Here is a 24,261-nt window from a genome sequence, read left to right as displayed (position 1 = left end):
CTTCGGGAGCCAGAGTGCCTTGCAGAAAACGTCGGGGCCTAGTGCCCCACGGGCGTGGGGGGGACGGTATCGGATGGCTCCCCCACATTGAACAGCACGCGCTTTTCAGCCCCATGCCCCAGGACGACCTGCCAACGGCGGAAGCCGACGGATAGCTCGCCAGCAGAAGGGAGACCCTTCTCAAGAACGACCGTGTTCGAGCTTCTGATGTCGGGCGCCGTTGCTCGAGCGACCAAAGAAGTGCCTTGGCGGACGAGGCTGCACAAAGGCGTTTGGCTGGATTGCGGACTAAAGGTGCTGGTCTCATCCATCTCAATCCGTATCGAAGAGAACACGAGCCCGGTCCAGCAATCGGCGCCCTCTGAAAGGTGACAGGTGAAGCGGTGAGGACCGGTCAGAATGAAGGCGGCCGGTTTTCCCTCCATTGACCAGCCCATCAGCATGGCCAGCTCACCCGTTTCGCGAGGCAGGATCAGAGAGAGGGGCGCGCAGTCGCCCGCCACGGATACTTGGAAATCGCTCGTGGAAATCATCTCAGCGCCTCCAACCGCGGGCGCTGTTGAGCTGCAAAGGACCGATCAGCTGTTCCCACAGAAGCTCGGCGGCGCCCTCCTACGTCAGCTTCTGCTCGCGCGTTGTTCCGAACCCAGACATGCCCATGCTGGTAAGAAACAGTGCCTGGTCGTCGTGGGCGACAGAGAGCGACTCGTTCATGGAGTTGCTGTCCATTGTTTCGCCTTGGACGTAGTTGATGTCCCCTAGTGATGTTGTTGTTCTTCTTGATGCGGAAGTAGTCCAACGACACACGCAAGTTGGGCAGGGCGGTGCCATTGGCGCTGCGCACGTTGACCAACATGCCAGCAGGAGGATTCCCGGTGACGCCGGAGGGAATCAACAGGGAATCTGGGGTGTTGGCCAACTGGCGAGCACGGCCCCGCTGCAGGAAGTCTCGATCCTTGGCCCTCAGCTCACTGGTCATTTGGTACTGCGCCGAGAGAAGTACTTGGGTCCGCCCGCCTTCCAAGGCGAAGCCCGCGGTGAGGTTCCCGGTGCGCACCGGTGCCTCGCCGTCATCCGTGGTTTCATAGCGCAGGTTGACTTCGGTGCCCACGTAATCCCGGCGGAGGATCACGTTGATCACCCCGGCCAGGGCTCCTCCGCCATCGATGGCCGAGGCCGACGCAGGCAACACTTCGATGCGCTCGATTGGGGGGGGGGGGGGCACAGTCAATCATCCATGCAAAGGTGGCAGATAGGGAGGAGGTAAGCCGTTTGATCTCGGTTGAGTGACCGCAGAGCTGGCGTAGCCCCTCCGCACCGTTTGGGTGGGGCGTTGCTTGCGAAGGGCGATCCTGACCCGTTGGCGCGGCAATGCTACAAACGAATTCATTTAAATGAAATCGATTCCTATTTGAATGCACGGAGCGAGGCGCAGCCTTTTACTTCGCTATCCGAAAAAGGCTGATTTGAGGCCCTTTGATGTCTCCACCGGAATAAGAAAAGGGAGAAGAGGGCCGTCCGACCGCGTGCCTGCTCTCGCGCTCAAGGCTTAGGCCGATGGGTAGACCAGAAATGCAGCGGCAGCGCCTGTGACTGCTTGCAATCCCACATCCCAAGCACAACGTTGAGCCAAGGCTGCGACCTCGGCAGGTCCATTGCGGCATCCTTGAACGAACTCGCCCCGGTCCATCGGGCCGGGGCGAGGAGGGCTGACGCGTTGTCAGGGGGATCGGTGGCTCACTTCAGCTCACTTGGCGATATCGCCGCGTTCCTTTTTTTGTTCCATTCGCCATCGTTGGCGTTCCAGTTGCTCTCCAGCCATTGGCGCACGTTCTCGTGACTGCGCACATTGGAAGGAAGATGCTCCTTGATGAGTCACTCCGCTTTTTGGCCGGAGATCTTCTTTTTCCACCCATGTTTGTCGGCAAACCGATTGATAAAGGGAAGGATCTCGTATGCTTCGTGTCGATTCAGCAGCACGTTGTCCGGGAAACCAACGATGCGGGCATTGTCGCCCTCCGATGCCTCCCATGAGTAGTCGTATTGGAGATCCGCGCGAGACAACAGGGGAGCCGTGGAAGCCTTTTCTGTTCCGTCATTGATCAACTCCTTTTAGCAACAGCGATGAAGGGAAGTCCGGGGCAAGCCAGTCGAGCTGCACTGTCAAGCCGTTTGCATCTCTTGGCGATCGTGCAAGGCGTCAAAGTTCCCAAGAATTGGGCCGAACAGGTGGGGGCGGTAGGCGCGCTATGGGCGCGCGAGACCCTCAACGCCAAGGGCCTGCGGGAATCACGGCTGCATGCGAGGGTTATGAGGCGGCCAGCGCCCGAGGGCTTGGTGAGCCACGCCGAGTCGTTAGGACGGTCGGCGCGCAGCTTTTGCTTCCGATCTGGCAAGGATTCTATGCTTCCAGGGGAAAGGCTCCGTTTGGCGCTGGTTTCCCATTGCCGGCCCCGGGAGCGATTCTCAGGCGGTGCGATGCCTGGGAGCGATAATGCCGGTCTACAACAGAAGGGGGCCAATGCATGCAGTTCCGGTTTTGGACAGCGGTTTTCATCTTCTTGGGCTCCTACTTGCCGCTGGCGTTGATCTTGATGGTGCAGGACATCTCGACGGCTTACTGGGGGGCACCGGTTTGCGGGTGGAAAGGGCAATGGGACTGCCAGTTCCAGATCTTCGCCCACCCCTGGCTGGCTTGGGGAAGCGTTGCGGTGACCTTGAGCGCTCTCCTGCTGATGGTGCGGGTGCTGCGGTCAGTCCGCCTGACGCACCGTGTCCACGTTTTGGAGACCAAGGCCATTCCCAATGACCTCATCAACTACGTGCTTCCCTACGTGGTGTCCTTCATGGGCTTGAGCTATGCAGAGCCCCAGAAGTTGGGAGGCTTTTTGGTCTTTTGGGTCGGGCTGTTCGTGATTACCTACCGGTCAGGCCAGATCTTGATGAATCCCTTGCTGATCGTATTGGGCTGGAAGCTCTACGAGGTCAAAGTCGCTCTAGGGCAAACCGGCGTGATTCGCATGGTTAGGGTCTTGAAAAGGGGCTCGCTCGTGCCCAGCATTCAAATGGCCGAAGAAATACAGGACGTTTACCTAATGGGGGATCCGTGACCGATCAAGCACTGAAGGCGCTGCAAGAGTTCGACCTCGACGGCGCAGGGGTCCACGTGTGGGTTTTCAAAGCCAGCACAACCGCAAATCGGTTCTCAGCGAGCTACGTCCGCGTGGACGAGGCACTGGAGGGCACACTGCGGGGGTTCGCCAAGGCGCAAAGGACAAAGATGACCGAGTGGATTCCCTACGGTCATTTGGCCCAGCCCACAGACGATGGCTGCCTTTCCGTTGCTGCAGCAGAGACCGACTTCGCTGCCCTTCAGGCGCTGGTCGACAGGCCCGAGCTTGAGCACCCCGTGAAAGGGCGTGAGCAGCTCAAGAACGCGGTTGGTTACGTCGTGAAGTTCTGCCATGGAGATCGGGTGCTGTATGCGCTGCGGCGTTCCCCGGCGACGTGGAAGACCTCGTATCAGAAGAAGAGCATCATTAACATGTCGTTCCACAATGGAGCGCTCAGCGCGGTGGAGGATGTGGATTTTACGCTGGAGCCAGGCTTTGACCTGTTCGCCTTGGATGGCGCATTGCTCGTGAGCAACAAGCGTGCGTTTGAGTCGATGTTGAAGTATCGGGCTGGCTTCGTGAACGCCTTTGCTCAGCTTCAGGGCGAAGCAGAGTTCGTAGCGCTGTTCACCACGCTGGCTCCCCTGGTAGCACACGTGGGCAGCAATGGCACCCATCTGCGCCGGATGGCGGTCATCCAGGAGCGCAGGCTATATGAAAACCCGAAGTATCTTGCCACTCTCCGCCAAGTGTGTGAAAAACGCCAATGGGGCGTGGCGTTCGACGCCAATGGGCTCATTGTTCCATCCGAAGAGACCGCTGTGGTGATCATGAGGCTGCTTCTAGACCAGCGCCTGATCAGCGAGATCACCGACATCATGTATGACGTGCCAAGCGGTCATCGCGTCGATGCAGTCCAGTAGCCGCCGTTGAGTCGCGGCGGCTGTCCCAGGAACATTTGTGAGGCCTCCAAGGAGAGCGCCGAATCGTTCTCACGGACTTGGGCGGCTGAGCTGAGGTCCTGAGTCGTGGGTGCAGCGTTTCGCGTTGCGAAGCCCGTGCAGCAGTCGCTTGCGCGGAAAATGTCAGGGTCCCCCCCCATTTTCTGCTGCCGTGGGACGCAAGTCGATGCGGCGAAACCGATGATCTAAAATAGAAAAAATGTAACCAGTTGATTTATATCTATTTTCTTGATTTCTTTGGTCCCGGGCCGTGCATGCAATTGCTTCGTAAGTGATTGATCGAAATCCAAAAAATGTGTATTTACAACCCGTTTTGAATCCAATACCATCTCTTCTCCTGCACAAAGGAGGTTGGACATGGATTACCCGCTTAACGAAGGCAGTATCGACGCTCGCAACACCGGCGCCGAGGTGGAGATGAACTTGGCGGCTGTCTCCAGCGTGGCGCTTGCCCGCTTAGCCGAAGAAGTTCGCAACGACGACATGGCCATGGGCGGCTACGATCGCGTGCACAACCGGCATAACAGGTGAGCACGTCGACTGCCCAAGTCGACACAGTTCTGTTGAAAGTAGCCAGTAGGTGCAACATTGATTGCACCTACTGCTATGTCTACAACATGGGGGACGAAGGTTGGCGTGGAATGCCCGCCCTCCTGAGTGACGCGACCGTCGACGCGCTTTGCCGACGGCTTTCAGAACTGGCGCAGACCCAGTCTCGCAAGTTCGCCATGTGCTGCATGGTGGTGAGCCGATGATGCTGGGCCCGCGCCGGCTGAAGAAGCTATTGGCGGCATTAAGGAGCGTGCTCTCCCGAGACTATCCGATCGCCATCCAGTCCAACGGGGTCCTGTTGACCAAGGAGATCCTCGACGTTTGCGATGAATCGGATGTGTCCCTGTCCATCAGCATCGATGGTCCCGAGGACGTCCACGATCGCTTCAGGGTTGGCAAGAAGGGCCAGGGAACGCATGGTCAGACCCGTGCAGGGATTTCGCTTCTCAAGGCTCACCCCTCTTCCGAGCGTCTCTTCTCAGGAGTGCTGGCGGTCATTGATCCCGGCTCCTCGCCTGCTGCGGTCTATGCCCACTTGACGTCGCTCGGTGCGCCCTCAATCGACTTTTTGTATAGGGACGGGAACCACTCGGTTCTTCCGTATGGAAAGGTTGCCGCGCAGTCGATCGAGTATGGGCAGTGGCTAGAGGGCATTCTGGATTGCTACCTAGCAGATCCAGCCCCGCCCAAGATTCGCTTCCTGGACGATCTGATCAAGCTTGTGCTGGGGGGCAGGGGCGTCAAGGAAGGCCTGGGCGAAATGGATTACGGCATCTTGATCGTGGACACCGACGGCAGCATCACGAAGAATGATACGCTCAAGAGCACAGAACCCGGGGCTGATCGTTTTGAGCAAGCGTGGTCTGTTCATACCCATGGTTTTTCCGAGGTGGTCCAGAGCGATGAGTTCGCTCGCTACCACAAGATCCAGCGCCCTACTGCATCAAGGTGCCGTTCGTGCACCGAGTTGTCGGTGTGTGGCGGGGGCATGCCGCTTCATCGCTGGAGCCAGGACGACGGTCTTAACAATCCGTCCGTCTACTGCTCGGATCAGTTGCACATCATCGGATCTATTCGAAACAGGCTAAGGGGTGAGGGGCTCATCGCGTGAAAGGGTTCTTGGAAAGTGCGAGCGCACTTGATCGCCATCCCTTCGATCATTGTTCGGTCCCCTGCGCCCTGGGGAGGGCAGAGAGCGAAGTCGTGCTGTCCTGGCTTGAGACGTCTGCCCCATGGCACCTGAAGGTGGCAAGTTTCTACGAGCAGTATGAGTTCAGCCTGCTCGACTGCGAGCTACCGCCGGCGATCGATGCATTGCTGGGGCGACCCATCATCGAGGCGGTCCGTTCCAAGGTGGAAGCCGTGTTCGGCACTCAACTGGGCGAACAGTGTGACGTGACCGCCCACAAGTTGGTGCGCGGGCAGCGTATCCGCATCCACAACGACTACATTCCCGGTCAGGAGACACATCGGGTCCTGGTTCAGCTCAATCGTGGGTGGGTCGATGAGAACGGGGGCATTTTGATGCTGTTTTCCTCGGGCGACGCTGCGGACTTGGCTAAAGCGTTTCGTCCCCAGCACGACACCAGCTTTGCGTTCGCCATTGGTCCAACCTCGCACCATGCAGTGACGCCCATCGTGTCGGGCGATCGATACACGTTGGTGTTCTCCTTCTATGCCAGAAATGCCTAACGTATTTGTCGCCCAGGTCGCCTCAGCGCTCTCCTTTTCAAAGCCGAGTTGGTTCCCCGGTCTGTCAAAGGTGCTGATCCAAGCGTGGGGCGAGGCATCTCAGGCCGCCTCCTTTGATTACAGGACCTCTCATTACGTCGGCGGGCCGGACTGCAACCCTCGATGGGTCCAGACGCTGGAAGCAGGGGAGGGCAAGTTGACATGCCTTGAGGTGCTGGCTCCTGCCGTAGAGGCGCCCTATCAAGGGCAAGGCTTAAGTTTTCTTTCCGCCCATGAGGTGGCCGAAAGTCCCAAGGCGATCTTTCATGACGCGCTGAGCACGGATGCAATCCCGGCTTCGTTGCTTGCCTCCGTCACCGATTTGGCGAAGGCGACGCACTTGCTTCGTTCTGCGGGGGAGGGGATGGACACCAGTCACAGCGATCCCGCGCTTCCTTTCAGCGTCTTCGTGTCCGTTCCGGCTGTCCACGAACGGTTCGCGGCGCTGCGCTTGGCCGAGGGGTTCATCCACGAAGCCATGCACCTGCAGTTGTCACTGATCGAACGGGTCCTTCCAATGATTCATGACAGTGAACTGACCTTCTTCTCGCCGTGGCGTGGGGGGCACCGCCCCGTAGGTGGTGTCCTGCATGGGTTGTATGTGTTTGCAGTGATCCACGAGTGGCTTTCCCTTCGTGGGCCAGCCTGCGCTTACGCACAGCGCAGGCTGCCAGAGATTGGTGAGGAAGTTTCGCAGTTGGCGGCCTTTGCTGACGCAGACGGATTGACGCCCGTCGGCGCTCAGCTCGCCCGCCGCCTGTTCGATTCGGTCCTGCCCAAGTCCTCTGGGAACGCAGCGCCGCGATAGCCCCGCCACAGGGTAGTCGGCCGCGGGACCTTCATTGCTGCCCGCAAACCGACGTCCCCCCGAGATTGAGTAGCGAGACGGGTTGGAGTCCATTCCTCAATGACAAGGAGATTGGACGTGAAGAATCGTTTTTCCGAAGAACAGATCATTGGCTTTCCGGGGAACATTTCGCGCAGCACAGGGAGGATGCCTGTCATGGCCCTGGGAAACAGTTGGGAAAAGCCATCCTTGGAAAGATCTGTTTTTGCTTGGATTGACTGGCGTGGAACAATAAAAAAGGTTGGACAGCCTCCTGTCCAACCTCTTGATAGATAAAGAAAATTTAATGGTGGAGCCAAGGAGGATCGAACTCCTGACCTCGTCATTGCGAACGACGCGCTCTCCCAGCTGAGCTATGGCCCCACGGCAGGGTTTCAGTGTAGCGCTGCCTGCCGGGCTTGCCAAGCGCCGGGCCGGGCCGGCGACGGCACAAGGCCTGCCACCGTCCCAAACCGGTTCAGTGCAGGGCCCGGCGCAGCAAGGCGCCCGCGCGCTGAACCGCTACGTCAGTGCTGGCACTGACCGTGCGCAGGTGGATGCAGGCGTGGATCATTCCGGACAGGCGCTCCAGCGTGCAATCGACGCCCGCAGCCTGCAGGCGATGGGCGTACTGCTCGGCCTCGTCGCGCAGCGGGTCGTGCTCGCAGCTGAGGATGGTGGCTGGCGCCAGCCCCTGCAGGTTGGTTGTGTGGGCGGGCGAGGCCAGTGACGGCGGCTGATCCCGTCCCCCCAGATAGGCCTGCCAGCAGCGCTGCATCAGTTCGGCGCTGAGATAGTAGCCAGTGGCGTAGTCGCGGTAGGAATCGCTGCCCATGCCGGCATCCAGCGCCGGGTACAGCAGCAGCTGGTGGCGCGGTTGCGGCAGGCCCCGTTCGCGCAGCAGCAGGCAGCAGGCGGCGGCGAGGTTGCCGCCGGCGCTGTCGCCACCGATTGCCAGCCGCCGTGGGTCCAGGCCGAGGCGCTCGGCGTTGTCCTGCAACCACTGCCAGGCGTCGGCGACGTCATGCAGTGGAACCGGGAACGGGTGCTCCGGCGCCAGCCGGTAGCCCACTGCGGCGATCACGCAGCCACTGGCATTGGCCAGCGCACGGCAGGGGCCGTCATAGACCGCCAGCGAGCATTGGAACCAGCCGCCACCGTGGGCGAACAGCAGAGCCGGTACCGGTCCATCGGGCAGCCCTTCCGGCGTGTAGAAACGCAGCTCCAACGCATGCCCGTCGCGCGCGATTACCGTGTGTTCGATCACATGCGCAACCGGCTGTGGTGCTCCCTGCAACTGTGGCAACGCGCTCTCGCTGATCGCCCGCAGTTCGCGCAGGTCTTCCGGCAGCGCATGGGCGGCGACGGCGTCGACGAACTGCTGCAGCGCCGGTTCAAGCAGCATGGCGTGCCTCCCGCAGGAACGGCAGCAGTTGTGCAAGGAATGCCTGTGGCGCTTCTTCCATGATGAAGTGGCCGCAGCCCGGCACGATGCTGCCGCGGACATCGTCGGCATGTGGCTGCAGGGTCAGCATCGGCGCATCGCCGGTGGCGTGCTCGGCGCCGATCGCCAGCACCGGCATCGGCAGGCGGCGCTGCGCGCGCTGCTTGTTCTGGCGGATCGTCTCCGGAATCGCGCGATACCAGGCGAATCCTGCGCGCAATGCGCCCGGACGGCTGTAGGCGGCAATGTAGGTATCGGCGGCCACCGCATCGCGCCGGTACGACCAGCGATCGAACATGAATTCCAGGTAGGCGCGCTCGCGACCGGTGATGAGCGCCTCGGGCAGGTCGGCCACCTGGTTGAACATGAAGTGCCAGAGGAAGATGTTGTCAGCAGGTGCGGCGAAGATGCCCGGTTCCGGCGCCAGGCCGGGAATCACCGCTTCGGTGACCGCCAGCTGGCGCACGGCCTGCGGCTGATCGCTGGCCAGCGCATAGGCGATCCACATGCCGATGTCATGCCCGACCACCTGGTAACGATCGTGGCCCAGTGCCTGCATGGTCTGGTGCAGGACGGCGGCGGCACTGCCGGTGTCGTAGCCGTGGGCGGGGCGGTCGGATTCGCCGATGCCCGGCGGATCCACGGCAATCGCTTCGAAACCGGCTTCGGCCAGCGCATGCAGCACGTGGCGCCAGGCATACCAGGTCTGCGGCCAACCGGGAATCAGCAGCACCGGCTCGCCATGGCCGGCGGAAACACAATGCACGCGCTGGCCGTCGATACGCAGGTAGTGATGGCGCAGGGCATCGTCGCCGGCAGTGCCAGCGGAAGAAAGGGTGTTCATGGGGGTTGCTCCGTTGGGGCTCAGGCGATGCCGAGCATCTGCTGCATCTGTGTGGTGCTGATCGGTGCACCGGCGAAGTCGTCGAAGATCTTGTCGGTGACCGGAATGATGTGGTCGCGGATGAACGCGGCACCTTCGCGCGCGCCGGCTTCCTGGTCCTTCAGGCAGCACTCCCATTCCAGCGTTGCCCAGCCCTGGTAGTCGTACTGGGCCAGCTTGGAGAAGATCGACTTGAAGTCGACCTGGCCGTCGCCCAGCGAGCGGAAGCGGCCGGCGCGCTCGGTCCAGTCGGCATACCCGCCATAGATGCCCTGGCGGCCGCTCGGGCGGAACTCCGCATCCTTGACGTGGAACATGCGGATCAGCGGGTGGTAGATGTCCAGGTACTCCAGGTAGTCCAGCTGCTGCAGCACGAAGTGGCTGGGATCGAACAGGATGCGGCAGCGCGGGTGCTGGTCGACGCGTTCGAAGAAGCGCTCGAAGCTGGTGCCGTCATGCAGGTCTTCGCTGGGATGGATCTCGTAGCAGAGGTTGACGCCGTTGTCCTCGCAGGCATCGAGGATCGGCCGCCAGCGTCGTGCCAGTTCGTCGAACGCCGCGTCGATCAGGCCCGGCGGGCGCTGCGGGAACGGGAACAGATACGGCCAGGCGAACGAGCCGGAGAAGGTGCCCATGTCCTGCAGGCCCAGCCGTCGCGAGGCACGGGCGGCCAGGCGCAGCTGCTGCTGCGCCCATTCGCTGCGGGCCTTCGGGTTGCCGCGCAGTGCTTCGGGGGCGAAGCCATCGCAGAGCTCGTCGTAGGCCGGATGCACGGCCACCAGCTGGCCGAGGATGTGGGTGGTCAGTTCGCTGACCTGCAGGCCGTGCTCGGCCAGGGTGCCGCGGAGGTCGTCGCAGTAGTCCTGGCTGTCGGCAGCCGTGGCGAGGTCGAACAGGCGTGCATCCCACGCGGGAATCTGCAGGGCCTTGAAGCCGTGGCCGGCGGCCCACGCGGCAATGCTGGCGAGGCTGTTGAACGGGGCCTGGTCGCCGGCGAACTGCGCCAGGTGCAGGCTGGGGCCCTTGAGGGTCTGCATGTGTTGCTCCAATTGTTTGTCGATCAACAAAGAATAGGCGCGACCCTCGCGGTGGTCAACACCCGCGTTACACTGCGCGCCTCACTGGAGCAGGCAGGCAGATGGCAGGGCGACCGCGCGAATTCGACAGGGACCAGGCGTTGCGCAAGGCGATGCTGCTGTTCTGGCAGCACGGCTATGAAGGCACGTCGATGTCGGCACTGGTGGAAGCACTGGGCATCGCCTCTGCACGCATCTATGCCGCGTTCGGCAGCAAGGAGCAGTTGTTCCGCGAAGCCGTTGCGCTGTATGAGGAAGACGAGGGCGGCTTCGCGCCGCGCGCGCTGGAGCAGGCCACGCTGCGCGAGGCGATCGGGTCCATGCTGCGTGACGCCGTGTTGACCTACACCCGGCGCGGGCGGCCACACGGTTGCCTGGTGGTGTCCTCGGCCAGCAGCGTGTCGCCCGATGGCGAGGGCGTACGGGACTGGCTGGCCAGCCATCGTCGCCAGCGTACGGCGGCGATCATTGCGCGGCTGCAGCAGGCGCAGGCCGAAGGGCAGCTGGCCGGCGATGTGGCGGTGCAGGCACTGGGCGATCACTTCGCCACGGTGCTGCACGGCATTTCGGTGCAGGCCCGTGACGGCATCAGCCGCGAGCGGCTGCTGGCGATGGTCGATGTGGCGTTGACCCCGCTGCCCTGAGTCAAGCCTTCAGGGCGTGCGGAATGCCCGGTGACTGTGCCGAAACCGCTTGTTTCTCCGGGTTTGGGCGCTGCGCAACGAAATCGTAACAATTTGGGGGATAATGGCGGCTTGCGCAGTTATCCTCCTTTTTGCCGCCCGGCTCGCGCAGGCCGCACGGACGCCTCCTCAGAGCATTTCATGCCCTCCCATTCCGATTCCCGCCGCCTGTCGGGTATGTCGTCTTCCTTCGTTTCCTTCCGCCGCCATCCGCTGGCCCTGGCCTGTGCCGGCCTGGCCCTGGTCGGCAGCTTCGGCGCCGCCGCACAGGACAGCGCGCCGACCCCGACCGGCCTGGACACGATCACCGTGACCGCCGAACACCGTGAGCAGAACCTGCAGGAAGTGCCGGTCTCGGTGGGCGTGGTGCAGGGCGAGCGCATGCGCGACTTCACCGCCGGCGGCGACGACACCCTGCTGGCGCTGTCCGGCCGCGTGCCGAGCCTGTATGCGGAAACCACCACTGGCCGCATCTTCCCGCGCTTCTACATCCGTGGCCTGGGCAACATCGACTTCTACCTCGGTGCCTCGCAGCCGGTGTCGATCATCCAGGACGACGTGGTGCTGGAACACGTGGTGCTGAAGTCCAACCCGGTCTATGACGTGGACCAGGTGGAAGTGCTGCGCGGCCCGCAGGGCTCGCTGTTCGGCCGCAACACCACCGCCGGCATCATCAAGTTCGACACGCTGAAGCCGACCCAGGACTACACCGGCCGCGTCAGCGCCAGCTACGCGTCCTACAACAGCGTGTCGATCGACGGCGGCTTCGGCGGCCCGATCAACGACATCGCCTCGTTCCGCGTGTCGGCCCTGTACCAGCACCGCGATGACTACGTCGACAACACCTACAAGGGCCCGAGCGCCGACGGCACGGTCAGCCCGAAGAAGAACGCCATGGGCGGCTTCGATGACCGCAACGTGCGTGCGCAGCTGCTGCTGACCCCGAGCGACCAGTTCTCGATCCTGGCCTCGGCCCACGCCCGTGATTACGAGGGCACCTCGACCCTGTTCCTGCGCGGTGCGCTGACCAAGGGCTCGAACAAGACCGATGTGCCGCGCGACAAGGTCGCCTACGACGAAGCCGGCAACAACCCGCAGGCGTACAAGACCTATGGCGGTTCGGTGAAGGCGCGTTATGACTTCGGCGCGATCGACTTCACTTCGATCACCGCCTACGAAACCACCTCCGGTTACAGCCGTGGCGACACCGACGGCGGTGCCGCGGTGAACTTCCCGGTCAACGGCGTGCCGAACGGCTACGGCCAGTCGATGGGCCGCATCCGTGACCTGGACCAGTGGACCCAGGAATTCCGCCTGGCCAGCCATGACGACAGCGCCCTGCAGTGGCAGGCCGGTGCGTTCTACTTCAACGGCAGCGACACCACCGACTTCTACCAGCGTGCATGGTTCCTGCAGGGCGCGGCCCGCAACCCGAACAACTGGGTGCGCCTGCGCAACAAGAACACCTCGTGGGCCGGTTTCGGCCAGATCAGCTACGCCTTCACCGACAAGTTCACCGTCACTGCCGGCCTGCGCCAGACCAAGGACGAGAAGCACACCCGCCTGCTGAAGACGGCTGACACTGCCGCTGGCGTGGTCACCTACAAGGGCCGCACCGACGTCAAGATGTCCGACACCACCCCGAGCTGGGATCTGAGCGCGATGTATCAGATCACGCCGGACGTGAGCGTCTACGCCAAGGTCGCACGCGGCTTCCGCGGCCCGACCATCCAGGGCCGTTCGGCGGTGTTCAATGCCGACTTCACCACCGCTGATTCCGAGACCATCCTGTCCTGGGAAGCGGGCGTGAAGAGCAGCCTGTGGGACAACCGCCTGCGCCTGAACGCCACCGCGTTCACCTACACCGTCAACGACATCCAGCTCAACGGCAACGATTCGGACGGCAACGGCGTGCTGTTCAACGCCGACAAGGCCAAGGCCTACGGTTTCGAAGCGGACATGGAGCTGCGTCCGATCCCGAACCTGACCCTGAGCGCCGGCCTGAGCCTGCTGCACAGCGAGATCAAGGACAAGCGCGTCTACGCGCAGGTCTGCGGCCTCAACGGCCAGGTGGTGTGCACCGTCGGCGACCCGACCATCAAGGTCGGTGCCAACACCTTCGCGCAGATCGACGGCAACCCGCTGCCGAACGCGCCGAAGTACAACGTCAACCTGGCGGCCCGCTACGACTTCCCGGTGAGCGACGCCGGCACCATGTTCGTCTCCACCGACTGGAACAAGCAGGGTTACACCAGCTTCGTGCTGTACGACAGCAAGGAGTTCAACTCCAAGGGTGACTTCGAGGGTGGCCTGAAGATCGGCTACTCGGGCAACTACGGTGCCTACGAAGTGGCGCTGTTCGCGCGCAACATCACCAACGAGAAGAACCTCAAGGGTGTGATCGAAAACTACATGGCCGCGGTCTACAACGAGCCGCGCACGGTGGGTGTCTCGCTGAACATGAACTGGTAAGCCCACCCCGTCGTGTAACGGAAACGGCGCTCATCGAGCGCCGTTTTTCGTTGCTGGCCAGGCATCATCCGTGCTCAAGGCGTGGCGCTGACGCCCTTGCCCAGCGCTGCATCGGACGGCGCACTGGGGCCCAGCACCTGCAGCTGCATCGCCTCCATCCGCTCCAGTACCTTGCGCTGCTTGCCGTTGAGGCCGCGCGAGGTGATTGCGATGTGCTTGCGTGCAGCGTCCAACGGCGCGGGTTGGTAGTGCACCCTGAAGCGGCGCAGGGCGCAGCCCGTCAGCTTGTCGACCGGTGCGCAGTCGTTCGCGTTGAAATCGATATCGCCGTCGGCGGCAACAATGAAGGGGCTGAGCAGGATCTGCCCTTCGTGGGCAGTGAAGGCCAGTGGCGCGTGGGCCTTGGCGATGACCGCCTGGATGCGTACGGCAGGGATGTCTTCAGGGACGATCCTGTCATCCCAGTAGCCTTCGGTGGGGCGCGAGGTTTCATAGTTCTGGGTGCCCCATGCCACGCAGTTGCCGGAAGCCACGTGCACCGAGATGCAGACCTGCTGGGAGTGCTGATCGGTCAGGACGCCCGGTGGTACCCAGACCTTCTTCCAGGAATAGAAACGGTAGTCGACGTCGGCAAGGCGGGTGGCGCCGATGTCCTTCGATACTTCGTCCATGGTCCCCAGCGGCTTCAGCTTGGCCACGCGGGTGTTCAGGCGGTAGTTCTCCGCACCGTTCAGCAGATAGGTGCCCGGCGGAATCAGATGCACCTCGAACACGTCCATCAACACCGTCCGCTGCGGGCCGGTTTCCAGTTCGTTGGTGTTGAACAGCTGCACATAGCCCTGGGAGGGAATGTCCTTGTGCTGGAAGGACACCCGCGTCGAGAACCCGGGCAGGTCGGTCGAGCGGTTGCCCAGATGAAAGCCGGGGACCGGAGAGCCGACGCCTGGCCCGCCGTTGTGCACGACATACGGGGCCGGCACCAGCACGGCAACCAGACCATCGCGGGTGGCACCGTCAATGATGTCCACCAGCTTGGCTGTGTTCTCCTTTTCCTGTGCATAGGAAAGCGGTGCGGCCTGCCCAGCGCATGCCAGGACCAACGGGGTTAGCAGCAGTGCGCAGGCGGTCGCGATCTTGAGGGTCTGCATCGACGTCTCCTTGTCAGTACCGGCAAACCCTAGCACGGCCCCAGCAGGCCTGAGGTGCACGGCGCCGGCGTGGTCCGGCGCCTTGTGCCATCAACGTGCCGGCAGCAGCGCCTGCAACCGCGATTCCAGTTCCTGCTGGCGCCAGCCGGCCAGTGCTGCCGGCCATTGGTGGCGTTCCAGATAGCTTTCCAGATGCTTGCGGGAGGCCAGCACGCCATCCGGCAGGCCCAGCTCGCGGCTGCGCTCGGCCACCGCGTCTTGAAGCTTCTTCACCGCCTGCTTGTTGCTGTCGTTGGCGGGTAGCGCCAGCGGTGCCCCGGCCTCATCGGCCAGCGGTGTGGACAGCGCCTGCCAGACCGCGCCGGCCAGCTTGCGCGGTGCCTTCGGGAACTGCTCGAACAGCTTGCCCAGCGCAGCCTCGTCGGCCGGTGGCGTGCGCGCCAGGGTGGCGGCCAGTTCGTTGTCCAGGATCCAGCTTCGCGGGCGGTCGCTGTTGCGTGCCTGCACATCACGCCAGCGCAGCAGGCGCAGCAGGCGGTGCTGTGCGGCCGCGTCGAGGAACTGCGCCGAGCGCATCGCCAGATGCGGCCAGCGGTCTTCGTCATTGGCGACGCTGGCCAGCAGGCGCTCGCCATCGTCGTGCAGCCACTGCTGGCGGCCGAGTGCCTGCAGCTTGGCATCAATGGCGTCATGCAGCGCGAACAGGTGCTCGACGTCGTCGGCGGCATACTGCAGCTGCGACTCCGAAAGCGGGCGGCGCATCCAGTCCGAACGGGTTTCGCCCTTGGCCAGCGCGACGCCGGTGATTTCCGCCACCAGCTTCTGGTAGCCCATGCCGCCGCCGATGCCGGCCAGCGCAGCACCGATCTGGGTGTCGAACAGCGGCCGTGGCAGCACGCCGCACGCCCACTTGAAGGCGACCAGGTCTTCGCTGGCGCTGTGCATCACCTTGGTGATGGATTCATCGGCCAGCCACGGCGCCAGCGCCTCGGTCATGCCGGGAATCAGCGGGTCGATCAGCAGGATGTCCTGCCCGATCGCCATCTGCACCAGGGCCAGCTGCGGCCAGAAGGTGCGCTCACGGATGAATTCGGTATCCAGGCCGATGCGGGTCGGGCGCTGCAGGAAGTACGCATCCAGCTCGGCGGGGGTGGTGATCCAGGTTGCCACGGGTCAGGGCCTACTACTCGGGTTTGCTCAGGCAGGGGAGAATAGCCTAACGTCGGTGCGCGTCCGTGCCGAAGGAGGCTCTGCTTGCGTTTTTCGTTGTCGCCCGTGCTGTGCACCGTCCTGGCCTTGGCCCTGGCCGGCTGCACGCCGTCGCCCCCCACGGCAACGGACCGGAGTGCCGGGGAACAGGCGCGCCCGTCCGCGGACGCAGACAGCGACGAGCGCCCGCAGGCCGGGCAGGGCAGCGTGACCATCGCCGGTGAGGATGCCGCCGAGGATGTACAGCAGTGGACGCCGCCGCGGGTGGACCGCCAGGGCCGCAGCCTGGCCCAGTTGCGCCGCGCCGCCGAGCAGGCGTTCGCCGAAGGACGGCTCTATGAGGATGCCGATGCCGCCATCCCGCTGTGGCTGGCGGTACAGGAAGAGGATCCGGATGACCGCCAGGCCCGCCAAGGCCTGCAGCGCGCCCGCCAGCGCCTGCAGCAGCAGGCGGATGCGTTGCTGGTGCGGCCGCTGAAGCAGCGCGAGGCGCTGGCCGAGGCCAGCCGCCAGGCGCTGGTGTTGCTGACGCTGGCGCCAAAGGACGAAAAGGTGCGTGCGCTGCAGGGACGGGTGGAGCTTGCCCAGCGTGTGGTGGCCTATAACCGCGCCGGCGAAGAGGACCTGCGCTCGGACCGGATCGGCGAGGACGGGGACGGGGCCATCGGCAACTTCCGTGAGGCACTGGCACTGGATGAGGACAACAGCCGCGCACGGCAGGGACTGGCCGCGGCCGAAAGTGGACTGATCCGCCGCGCCGAAGACGCGGCACGCACGCGTGATTTCGCCAGCGCCGGCACCTGGCTGGCCGAAGCGAGCAAGGTGCGCGACTCGTCGCCCACCATCGCCGACGCGTTCGAGCGCATCGAGCAGATCCGTGCGGCGGCATTGCTGCAGCTGCGCGATGACGGCCTGCGCGACCTGTCCACGCCGCAGGGCCTGAAGCCGGCGCGCGAGAAACTGGCCGAGGCCCTGCGCATCGCCCTGCCGGGAGACGCGGTGGTGGCCCAGCTGCGTGAGCGTATCGACCTGGCCACCCACTACGGCAGCTTCCGCCCTGGACAGGTGTTCAGCGACGCCATGCGCGATGGCGGACGCGGGCCGCAGATGGTGGTGGTGCCGCATGGCGGTTTCCAGATGGGCGCCGGCGATGCCGAGCCGGGCTCGAGCGATGCCGAGCGACCATCGCACTATGTGCGCTTTGATCGAGGCTTTGCGATGGCGATCACCGAGGTCACGGTCAGCGATTTCCAGCGCTACGTGAAGGCGACCAATGCGCGCCCACGGGCGACGCGGCGCGGCCATTCGGTGGTCTATGACGAACGCAGCGGCAACTTCATCCGCCGCAGCGGCGTGGACTGGCGCTCGGATTACGACGGTGGCCGCGCGATGGCCAATTCGCCGGTGATGCACGTCAGCATCCGCGATGCCGAAAACTATGCGGCGTGGTTGTCCGAGCAGACCGGGCGCAGCTACCGGTTGCCCAGTGAAGCAGAGTTCGAGTACGCGCTGCGCGGTGGCAGCAGTGGTCGCTACCCCTGGGGGGATGCCGGCACGCCGCCGCCGGGCAGCGGCAATTTCACCGGCAGCAAGGACGTGTCGCCGTCCGGGCGGCATTGGCACAACGCCTTCATCGGCTATGGCGATGGCTGGTGGGGGCCGGCACCGGTAGGGAGTTTCCAGGCCAATGCCTTCGGCCTGCACGACATGGGCGGCAATCTCAGCGAATGGGTGGCCGATTGCTGGCATGCCAGCTACCGGCGCGCGCCCTCCGATGGCGCCGCCTGGTTCAACCCGGGCTGCCGCGCACGGGTGATCCGGGGCGGCAACTGGGCCAATGCGCCGGAGCAGACCCGTGCCGCCTGGCGGCAATCCCAGGACTCGGATACCACCAACGCGCGCATCGGCTTCCGCCTGGTACGCGGCATCTGATCGGCGGCCGGCTTCACCCGTTGCTGGCATCGGCGCACTAAGATTGCGCCGTGCCCGCCGGCCGGCGGGGCCCGCTGGAAGCCGACCCGATGCGCAATGATCCCTTCTCCCGCTCGCCGCAAGGCCCACAACGGCGCGGCCTGTTCGGCAACATCCGCTGGTGGGTGCTGTTGCTGGCCGCTGGCTATGCGGCCTTCTACTGGTTTTCCAACCGTACGGTGGATCCGTATACCGGCGAGAAGGTGATGATTGACAGCAGCCTGGATGCGCGGCAGGAGACCGCTTTGGGGCTGCAGGCCTACCAGCAGATCCTGTCGCAGGAACGGCCGATGGATCCCAATGCGCCGATCGCGCGCGATGTGCGTGACATCGCCCAGCGGCTGATTGCCAAGGTCGATGTGGTGGAGACCGCGCTGGCCCAGGAGCACGGCGTGCAGCCGGCGCATTTCGCGCGTGATTTCCAGTGGGAAGTGAACGTGATCCCGTCCGAGCAGGCCAATGCGTTCTGCCTGCCTGGCGGCAAGATGGCGGTCTACACCGGCCTGGTGCCGGTGGCACGAACCCGCGATGCGATGGCAGTGGTGATGGGCCATGAAATCGCCCATGCGCTGCTGCGCCACGGTGCACAGCGGATGGCCCAGCAGAAGCTGACCCAGATCGGGCAGGTGGCCGGCGCCGCCAGCGGCATGGATGCGCAGCAGCAACAGATGATGATGTCGGCGATGGGCTACGGTTACCTGCTGCCCTACGCGCGCAGCCACGAGACCCAGGCGGACGAGGTGGGGCTGATGCTGGCGGCGGCGGCCTGCTTCGATCCACGCGAGGCGGTGCCGCTGTGGCAGCGCATGGGCCAGGCCAGCGGTGGCCAGGCACCACCGGAGTTCTCCTCGACCCATCCCAACCCGGGTACCCGCATCCAGAACCTGCAGGCGCTGATGCCGAAGGCACTCGAGTACCGGCAGAAGTTCTGCGAGCAGGCAAAGTAAGGGGATGTTCGGCAGGGCTGCGCCCTGCACCTGCTACAAGCCAGAGCAACAGCAACAGCAACAGCGTGCATTCCGTGGGATGGCGGGGTGGGTCCGGTTGCGGGGGCCGCTGCAAGTCCCCCTCCGGGGCCCGGCCCAGCCGCTGGCGGCTGGGCGTTCGGGCGCTTGCGAAGCAGTGCTTCGCAAGCAGAGCGCCCTCACCCATGTAAGCTCGGTCGCCGCTTGCTCGTGTGCGCAGTCCTGCGCACACGGCAAGACCGGGGTTGGGCGTTGTGCCCAACCCGCCCGAGGCATGCCTCGGGCCCATGCGGCTCACGCCCCCGCAACCGGACCCACCCCGCCTTCGACAGATTCTCGCAATCTGTTCGCTCTTCTGTAGAGCCGAGCCATGCTCGGCTCAAATCGTTCCGATATCGAAATATTCGATTCCGATGGAGATTCATCCACGCATGCGTGGATCTACCGTGTCGACCAAGGTCGACAACTACCAACAGCCTCCGGAATCTGTCAGAGGCGGGGCGGTGTGGTTGTGCAGGACCGTTGGCGCCATGGATGGCGCCATCGAGCCCCCATGGGTGAGGGCGCTTCGTTTGCGAAGCACTGCTTCGCAAGCGCCCGAACGCACAGCCGCCAGCGGCTGGGCCGGACCGCGGAGCGGGGTTTACGGCGTGTCCTGCACAGCCACACCGCCCCGCCATCCCACGGAATACCAGCTTTGGCTGTTGCTTCGGCTGTTGCTGTTGCTTGAACGCTTCTGCAGGTGCAGGGCGCAGCCCTGCCGAACACCCCTTTACTTGACCTGCACCTCGATCACGCCGTCGCCAACACGGGCCTGCAGGGCGTCACCAGGCTGCACCTGGTCGACGTGCCGCACCAGGGCACCATCATCGCTGCGGGTCAGGATGCTGTAGCCACGCGCCACGGTTGCCAGCGGGCTGACCGCTTCCAGCGAACGCGCCAGCCCGCGCAGGCGCAGTGCATCGCGTTCCAGCAGGCGCTGCATCGCAATCTGCGGGCGCCCGCGCAGGGCTGCCAGGCGGCGCTGCATCGCGTCGAGCTGGCGTTGCGGATGGTGCCCGCGCAGCACCGCCGCCGCATGGCGCAGGCGTGTGGCACGGCGTTCCTGCTGCTGGTTGAACGCGGTATGCAGGCGCCGACCCAGATCGAGCTGGCGACGGCGCAGCAGGTCCAGCCGCGCCTGCGGGCTCTGTGCGTTCAGGCGCAGCAGGGCGCGGTCGGCGCGCTGCATCGCCTGCTGCATCGCATGCCGTTGCAGCTGCACCATGCGCGCCGCCGTGCGGCGCAGGCGCAGGGCCAGTTCGCGCTGGTCGGGTACCAGCAGTTCGGCCGCCACCGACGGCGTCGGTGCGCGCAGGTCGGCGGCAAAATCGCTGAGGCTGAAGTCGGTTTCGTGTCCCACCGCCGACACCACCGGGGTGCGGCTGGCGGCGATCGCTCGGGCCAGGGCTTCATCGTTGAAGGCCCACAGGTCTTCCAGCGAGCCGCCGCCGCGGGTCAGCAGGATCACGTCGTAGCGGCCACTGGCGTCGGCGGCCTGCAGCAGGCGGGTGATCTGCGCGGCGGCACTGCTGCCCTGGACCAGGGTCGGCAGCAGGTCCACTTCCAGCAGCGGGAAGCGGCGGCCGAGCACGCTCAGCACGTCGCGTACGGCGGCACCGGTGGGCGAGGTGATCACTGCCAGGCGCTGCACGTGCGCCGGCAGCGGCCGCTTGCGTGCGGGGTCGAACAGGCCCTCGGCCTCCAGGCGTGCCTTCAGCTCCTCGAAGGCGCGGCGCAGCGCGCCTTCGCCGGCTTCTTCCATGTGGTCCAGCACCATCTGGTACTCGCCACGAGCGTCGTACAGGGTCACCTTGCCGCGCACCAGCACGCGCATGCCTTCGCGCGGCACGAACTTCAGGTACTGCGCCTTCATCCGGAACATCGCTGCGCGCAGCTGCGCACGTGCGTCCTTCAGGGTGAAATACAGGTGCCCGGAGGCAGGGCGCGCCACGCTGCCCAGTTCGGCCTCGACCCAGATCGCCGGGAAGCTGCCTTCCAGCAGGTCGCGGGCCAGGGTATTGAGCTGGCTGGGGGTGAGGATGTCGTTGTTGCGTGGCTGCATGGGAACGGCGTGCTGCGGGCGGAACGGGGGCTCAGGATCGCACGTCAGCGCACCGTGTGCTGGCCCAGCGCCCACTGCACGTGTTCACGCACCAGCGGCGAGGGATCATCGATGCGGGTATGCAATGCGGCGAGCGCTTCGGCAGAGGACGGTGCGTTGCCCAGTGCCACGGCGATGTTGCGCAGCCAGCGTTCATGGCCACTGCGCCGGATCGGGCTGCCTTCGGTACGGCGCAGGAACTCGGCTTCATCCCAGGCGAACAGCTGGTCCAGCCGCGCGGTATCGAGGTTGTTGCGCGCGCGGAAATCGGCTTCGTCGGTACGCTTGGCGAACTTGTTCCAGGGGCAGACCAGCTGGCAGTCATCACAGCCGTAGATGCGGTTGCCGATCAACGGCCGCATCTCTTCGGGAATGGCGCCGTCGTGCTCGATGGTCAGGTAGGAGATACAGCGCCGCGCGTCCAGCCGCTGCGGGCCGGTGATGGCCTGGGTCGGGCAGACATCGATGCAGCGCGTGCAGGTACCGCAGTGTGCTGTGGCCGCTGCATCGATCGGCAGCGGGATATCGATGTAGATCTCGCCGATGAAGAACCAGGAGCCGCCATGGCGGTCGATCAGGCAGGTGTGCTTGCCGATCCAGCCCAGGCCGGCATTGCGCGCCAGTGCGCGTTCCAGCACGGGGGCGGAATCGACGAATACGCGGTAGCCCAGCGGTGCCACTTCATCGTTGATCTGCGTGGCCAGCTTCTGCAGGCGGTTACGCATCAGCTTGTGGTAGTCGCGACCCAAAGCGTAACGGGCCACGTAGGCGCGGCCCGGGTCGGCCAGGGTTGCCCAGGCTTCGGTGTCGTCCTTGTGGCTGTAGTCCATGCCCACCGAGATCACCCGCACGGTGCCGGGCAGCAGTTCGGCCGGGCGCGCGCGCAGGGTGCCGTGGCGTGCCATCCAGTCCATCGTGCCGTACAGGCCCTGGCCCAGCCAGTCGGCCAGGTGCGCTTCATCCTCGCCCAGCTCGATGCCGGCGATGCCACAGCGCTGGAAGCCATGCGCACGGGCGAGTTCGCGGATGCGCTGCACGGCCTGGGCCGGATCGACAGGGGCGGGGACGGGGGACATGTGCACCAGTATAAAATCCCCGCATGGCCAACCTTGCCGATCTGTTCGATTCCGCTGCCGCGCGTGCGCTTGATGCGCAGGCCTCGGCGCTGGCCGCCGAGGGCGGTTGGGGCCTGATGGCACAGGCCGGCCAGGCCGCCTGGCAGTGCCTGCTGCAGCATTGGCCGCAGGCGCAGCGGATCGGCGTGGTGGTTGGTGCGGGCAACAACGGCGGCGACGGCCATGTGCTGGCCCGCCATGCGCTGCAGGCCGGACGTGAGGTGAAGGTGATCGCCTTGCCGGGGAAGCCACCGTCAACCGCGCTGGCACAGCGTGCAGCATCGGAATTCACATCCGACGGCGGCACCCTCACCGATTTCGACGGCGCGCTTCCCGAGGCCGATATCTGGGTCGATGCACTGTTCGGGCTGGGCTTCGATCGCGTGCCGGAGGGCGTGGCGCGGGCGCTGATTGCCGCGCTCAACGCGCAGGCGGCACCGGTTCTGGCGCTGGACGTCCCCAGTGGCGTGGATGCCGACCGCGGCGCCGTACCGGGCGAGGCGGTGAGGGCGGCGCTGACCCTGCAGTTCATCGTGCCGCATCGCGGGCTGTACACCGGCGATGCGCTGGACCATTGCGGGCGGAAGGCGCTGGCGCCGCTGCAGCTACCCACGGCCGCATGGCAGGGCGTGTCACCCGCTGCGCAGCTCTGGACGCAGGTGCGCCTGCCAGCCCTGCTGCCGCCGCGCCGCACCAATACCCACAAGGGCGAATCCGGGCACGTGCTGTGCGTCGGCGGCAACCATGGCAGCGGCGGCGCCATCGCCATGGCGGCTGAAGCGGCGTTGCGCGCGGGTGCTGGATTGCTAAGCCTGGGCACCCGCCGCGACCACGTTGGCCCGTTGCTGGCTCGGCTGCCCGAGGCCATGACCCATGCACTGGAAGATGGTGACGCGCTGCCGGCACTGCTGGACAAGGCCAGGGTGGTGGCGATCGGCCCCGGTCTGGGCCAGGACGAATGGGCGCGTGCACTGTTTGCGCGGGTGCTGGCCAGCGCCAGGCCGCTGGTGGTCGATGCCGATGCACTGAACCTGCTGGCGCAGGATCCGCGCGCGCTGCCCGACGCCATCCTTACGCCACACCCGGGCGAGGCCGCGCGCCTGCTGGGTTGCAGCACGTCTGACATCCAGGCCGATCGCTTCACCTGCGCACAGGCACTGGCCGAGCGCTTCCACGCCGTGGTGGTGCTGAAGGGCGCCGGCAGCATCGTCGCAGCGCCGGGGCAACGGCCACGACTGATCGCGGCTGGCAATCCCGGCATGGCCGTGGGTGGCATGGGAGACCTGCTGACAGGCATCATCGCCAGCCTGCGTGGGCAAGGCCTGGCCGCCTTCGATGCCGCCGCCGCTGGTTCGCTGTTGCATGCGCTTGCCGGCGACGTTGCTGCCGCCGACGGCGCGCGCGGCCTGCTTCCAACTGATCTGCTGTCGCCGCTGCGGCGACTGGCCAACCCGGAACTCTCCCGATGATCGATTTCTTCCTTGCCGACAGCGATGCCACTGAACTGCTCGGGCAGTGGCTGGCCGCCACCCGACCGCCGCAGGCGCTGGTCGAACTGCGCGGCGACCTGGGCGCCGGCAAATCCACCACCGCCCGCGCACTGCTGCGCGCACTGGGCGTGCGGGGGGCGATCCGCAGCCCGACCTACACCCTGGTCGAGCGCTATCCGCTGGCCAGCGGTGGCGAGGCCTGGCATCTGGATCTGTACCGGATCGGCCAGGCCGGCGAGCTCGATTTTCTCGGACTGGACGAGGGCAGCGCGGTGTTGTGGCTGGTGGAATGGCCGGAACGCGGCGCTGGCGCGTTGCCGCCGACCGACCTGGTGGTGGCGCTGGAGATCGAGGGGCAGGGGCGTCGCGTCCGTCTCACTGGAGCCAGCGACGTCGGACATGAATGGCTGGAACGGCTCCCCCAAGGGGGCGACTTGCAGGCCATTTCTGTCGGCTGACGAGAACAAACACCGGCAGG

Annotated in this window: 22 protein-coding genes and 1 tRNA gene; 12 read left to right on the top strand and 11 right to left on the bottom strand. The window is 64.9% G+C overall.

All coding sequences use genetic code 11. The annotated features are described in order from the left end of the window. Positions 1-38 precede the first annotated feature (38 nt). The 3 genes from ACZK33_RS16085 to ACZK33_RS16075 all read right to left on the bottom strand — a co-directional run bounded on the left by ACZK33_RS16085 (position 39) and on the right by ACZK33_RS16075 (position 2,106). Complete coding sequence (locus tag ACZK33_RS16085) at positions 39-533, bottom strand: hypothetical protein (protein WP_478453592.1); 495 nt, start codon at positions 531-533, stop codon at positions 39-41. Next, positions 530-1,141 (bottom strand): hypothetical protein, encoded by a 612-nt coding sequence (locus tag ACZK33_RS16080; RefSeq protein ID WP_423173801.1) that lies wholly within the window; start codon positions 1,139-1,141, stop codon positions 530-532. The genes ACZK33_RS16085 and ACZK33_RS16080 overlap by 4 nt, the downstream gene beginning before the upstream one ends. A gap of 734 nt (positions 1,142-1,875) precedes the next feature. Next, the gene (locus tag ACZK33_RS16075; protein WP_423173802.1) at positions 1,876-2,106 is read right to left on the bottom strand and encodes a hypothetical protein; all 231 of its coding nucleotides are present in this window, start codon (positions 2,104-2,106) and stop codon (positions 1,876-1,878) included. Positions 2,107-2,525: 419 nt separating this feature from the next. Here ACZK33_RS16075 and ACZK33_RS16070 point away from each other — a divergent pair, with 419 nt between their 5' ends. The 6 genes from ACZK33_RS16070 to ACZK33_RS16045 all read left to right on the top strand — a co-directional run bounded on the left by ACZK33_RS16070 (position 2,526) and on the right by ACZK33_RS16045 (position 7,166). After that, on the top strand, positions 2,526-3,110 hold the full coding sequence (locus ACZK33_RS16070) for a hypothetical protein (RefSeq protein ID WP_423173803.1): 585 nt from the start codon (positions 2,526-2,528) through the stop codon (positions 3,108-3,110). Continuing rightward, positions 3,107-4,036 carry a Kiwa anti-phage protein KwaB-like domain-containing protein gene (locus ACZK33_RS16065; protein ID WP_478453589.1) on the top strand — a complete coding sequence of 310 codons (930 nt, stop codon included), beginning with the start codon at positions 3,107-3,109 and terminating at the stop codon, positions 4,034-4,036. Before ACZK33_RS16070 ends, ACZK33_RS16065 begins: the two co-directional genes overlap by 4 nt. 396 nt (positions 4,037-4,432) lie before the next feature. Next, positions 4,433-4,606 carry a YhhA family cyclophane-containing RiPP gene (yhhA, locus tag ACZK33_RS16060; RefSeq protein WP_423173805.1) on the top strand — a complete coding sequence of 58 codons (174 nt, stop codon included), beginning with the start codon at positions 4,433-4,435 and terminating at the stop codon, positions 4,604-4,606. 220 nt (positions 4,607-4,826) lie between these two features. After that, on the top strand, positions 4,827-5,738 hold the full coding sequence (locus ACZK33_RS16055; protein WP_478453587.1) for a hypothetical protein: 912 nt from the start codon (positions 4,827-4,829) through the stop codon (positions 5,736-5,738). Beyond that, positions 5,735-6,319 (top strand): cyclophane-containing peptide 2OG-Fe(II) oxygenase YhhC, encoded by a 585-nt coding sequence (yhhC, locus tag ACZK33_RS16050; protein ID WP_423173807.1) that lies wholly within the window; start codon positions 5,735-5,737, stop codon positions 6,317-6,319. Before ACZK33_RS16055 ends, yhhC begins: the two co-directional genes overlap by 4 nt. Next, complete coding sequence (locus tag ACZK33_RS16045; RefSeq protein ID WP_423173808.1) at positions 6,312-7,166, top strand: aKG-HExxH-type peptide beta-hydroxylase; 855 nt, start codon at positions 6,312-6,314, stop codon at positions 7,164-7,166. The genes yhhC and ACZK33_RS16045 overlap by 8 nt, the downstream gene beginning before the upstream one ends. A gap of 326 nt (positions 7,167-7,492) precedes the next feature. Here the strand turns inward: ACZK33_RS16045 and ACZK33_RS16040 are convergent. The 4 genes from ACZK33_RS16040 to ACZK33_RS16025 all read right to left on the bottom strand — a co-directional run bounded on the left by ACZK33_RS16040 (position 7,493) and on the right by ACZK33_RS16025 (position 10,548). Continuing rightward, a tRNA-Ala gene (locus ACZK33_RS16040) sits at positions 7,493-7,568 on the bottom strand. A 94-nt stretch (positions 7,569-7,662) separates the two neighbouring features. Next, positions 7,663-8,589: an alpha/beta hydrolase gene (locus ACZK33_RS16035; protein ID WP_423173858.1), complete on the bottom strand. Its 927-nt coding sequence runs from the start codon at positions 8,587-8,589 to the stop codon at positions 7,663-7,665. Next, the gene (locus ACZK33_RS16030; RefSeq protein ID WP_423173859.1) at positions 8,579-9,472 is read right to left on the bottom strand and encodes an alpha/beta fold hydrolase; all 894 of its coding nucleotides are present in this window, start codon (positions 9,470-9,472) and stop codon (positions 8,579-8,581) included. The genes ACZK33_RS16035 and ACZK33_RS16030 overlap by 11 nt, the downstream gene beginning before the upstream one ends. 20 nt (positions 9,473-9,492) lie before the next feature. Further along, positions 9,493-10,548: a sugar phosphate isomerase/epimerase family protein gene (locus tag ACZK33_RS16025; protein ID WP_423173860.1), complete on the bottom strand. Its 1,056-nt coding sequence runs from the start codon at positions 10,546-10,548 to the stop codon at positions 9,493-9,495. Positions 10,549-10,649: 101 nt separating this feature from the next. Between ACZK33_RS16025 and ACZK33_RS16020 the strand changes: the two genes are divergently transcribed. Further along, on the top strand, positions 10,650-11,231 hold the full coding sequence (locus ACZK33_RS16020) for a TetR/AcrR family transcriptional regulator (protein ID WP_049401702.1): 582 nt from the start codon (positions 10,650-10,652) through the stop codon (positions 11,229-11,231). A 180-nt stretch (positions 11,232-11,411) separates the two neighbouring features. Next, on the top strand, positions 11,412-13,742 hold the full coding sequence (locus ACZK33_RS16015) for a TonB-dependent receptor (RefSeq protein ID WP_032130294.1): 2,331 nt from the start codon (positions 11,412-11,414) through the stop codon (positions 13,740-13,742). Between the two features lie 74 nt (positions 13,743-13,816). Here ACZK33_RS16015 and ACZK33_RS16010 read toward each other — a convergent pair whose 3' ends face one another. Together ACZK33_RS16010 and rnd are read right to left on the bottom strand one after the other, a co-directional pair. Then, the gene (locus tag ACZK33_RS16010; protein WP_032130293.1) at positions 13,817-14,890 is read right to left on the bottom strand and encodes a hypothetical protein; all 1,074 of its coding nucleotides are present in this window, start codon (positions 14,888-14,890) and stop codon (positions 13,817-13,819) included. Between the two features lie 90 nt (positions 14,891-14,980). Then, positions 14,981-16,060: a ribonuclease D gene (rnd, locus tag ACZK33_RS16005; RefSeq protein ID WP_423173861.1), complete on the bottom strand. Its 1,080-nt coding sequence runs from the start codon at positions 16,058-16,060 to the stop codon at positions 14,981-14,983. 84 nt (positions 16,061-16,144) lie between these two features. On the opposite strand from rnd, the gene ACZK33_RS16000 reads away from it, so the two are divergent. After that, positions 16,145-18,031 (top strand): formylglycine-generating enzyme family protein, encoded by a 1,887-nt coding sequence (locus ACZK33_RS16000; protein ID WP_032130291.1) that lies wholly within the window; start codon positions 16,145-16,147, stop codon positions 18,029-18,031. An 89-nt stretch (positions 18,032-18,120) separates the two neighbouring features. Further along, positions 18,121-19,017, top strand: coding sequence for a M48 family metallopeptidase (locus tag ACZK33_RS15995; protein ID WP_423173862.1), 897 nt, complete (start codon positions 18,121-18,123; stop codon positions 19,015-19,017). Between the two features lie 790 nt (positions 19,018-19,807). Here the strand turns inward: ACZK33_RS15995 and xseA are convergent. Together xseA and queG are read right to left on the bottom strand one after the other, a co-directional pair. Beyond that, complete coding sequence (xseA, locus tag ACZK33_RS15990; RefSeq protein ID WP_423173863.1) at positions 19,808-21,139, bottom strand: exodeoxyribonuclease VII large subunit; 1,332 nt, start codon at positions 21,137-21,139, stop codon at positions 19,808-19,810. Positions 21,140-21,183: 44 nt separating this feature from the next. Then, positions 21,184-22,254 carry a tRNA epoxyqueuosine(34) reductase QueG gene (gene queG / locus ACZK33_RS15985; RefSeq protein ID WP_107431255.1) on the bottom strand — a complete coding sequence of 357 codons (1,071 nt, stop codon included), beginning with the start codon at positions 22,252-22,254 and terminating at the stop codon, positions 21,184-21,186. Between the two features lie 23 nt (positions 22,255-22,277). Here queG and ACZK33_RS15980 point away from each other — a divergent pair, with 23 nt between their 5' ends. After that, positions 22,278-23,762 carry an NAD(P)H-hydrate dehydratase gene (locus tag ACZK33_RS15980; RefSeq protein WP_423173864.1) on the top strand — a complete coding sequence of 495 codons (1,485 nt, stop codon included), beginning with the start codon at positions 22,278-22,280 and terminating at the stop codon, positions 23,760-23,762. Then, positions 23,759-24,241 (top strand): tRNA (adenosine(37)-N6)-threonylcarbamoyltransferase complex ATPase subunit type 1 TsaE, encoded by a 483-nt coding sequence (tsaE, locus tag ACZK33_RS15975; protein WP_423173865.1) that lies wholly within the window; start codon positions 23,759-23,761, stop codon positions 24,239-24,241. Before ACZK33_RS15980 ends, tsaE begins: the two co-directional genes overlap by 4 nt. Positions 24,242-24,261: the final 20 nt, after the last annotated feature.

Source organism: Stenotrophomonas sp. 86156_Sma (assembly GCF_056481625.1).
Note: the sequence above shows the minus strand (reverse complement) of the source record. Positions and strands in the feature narration are given on the sequence as shown.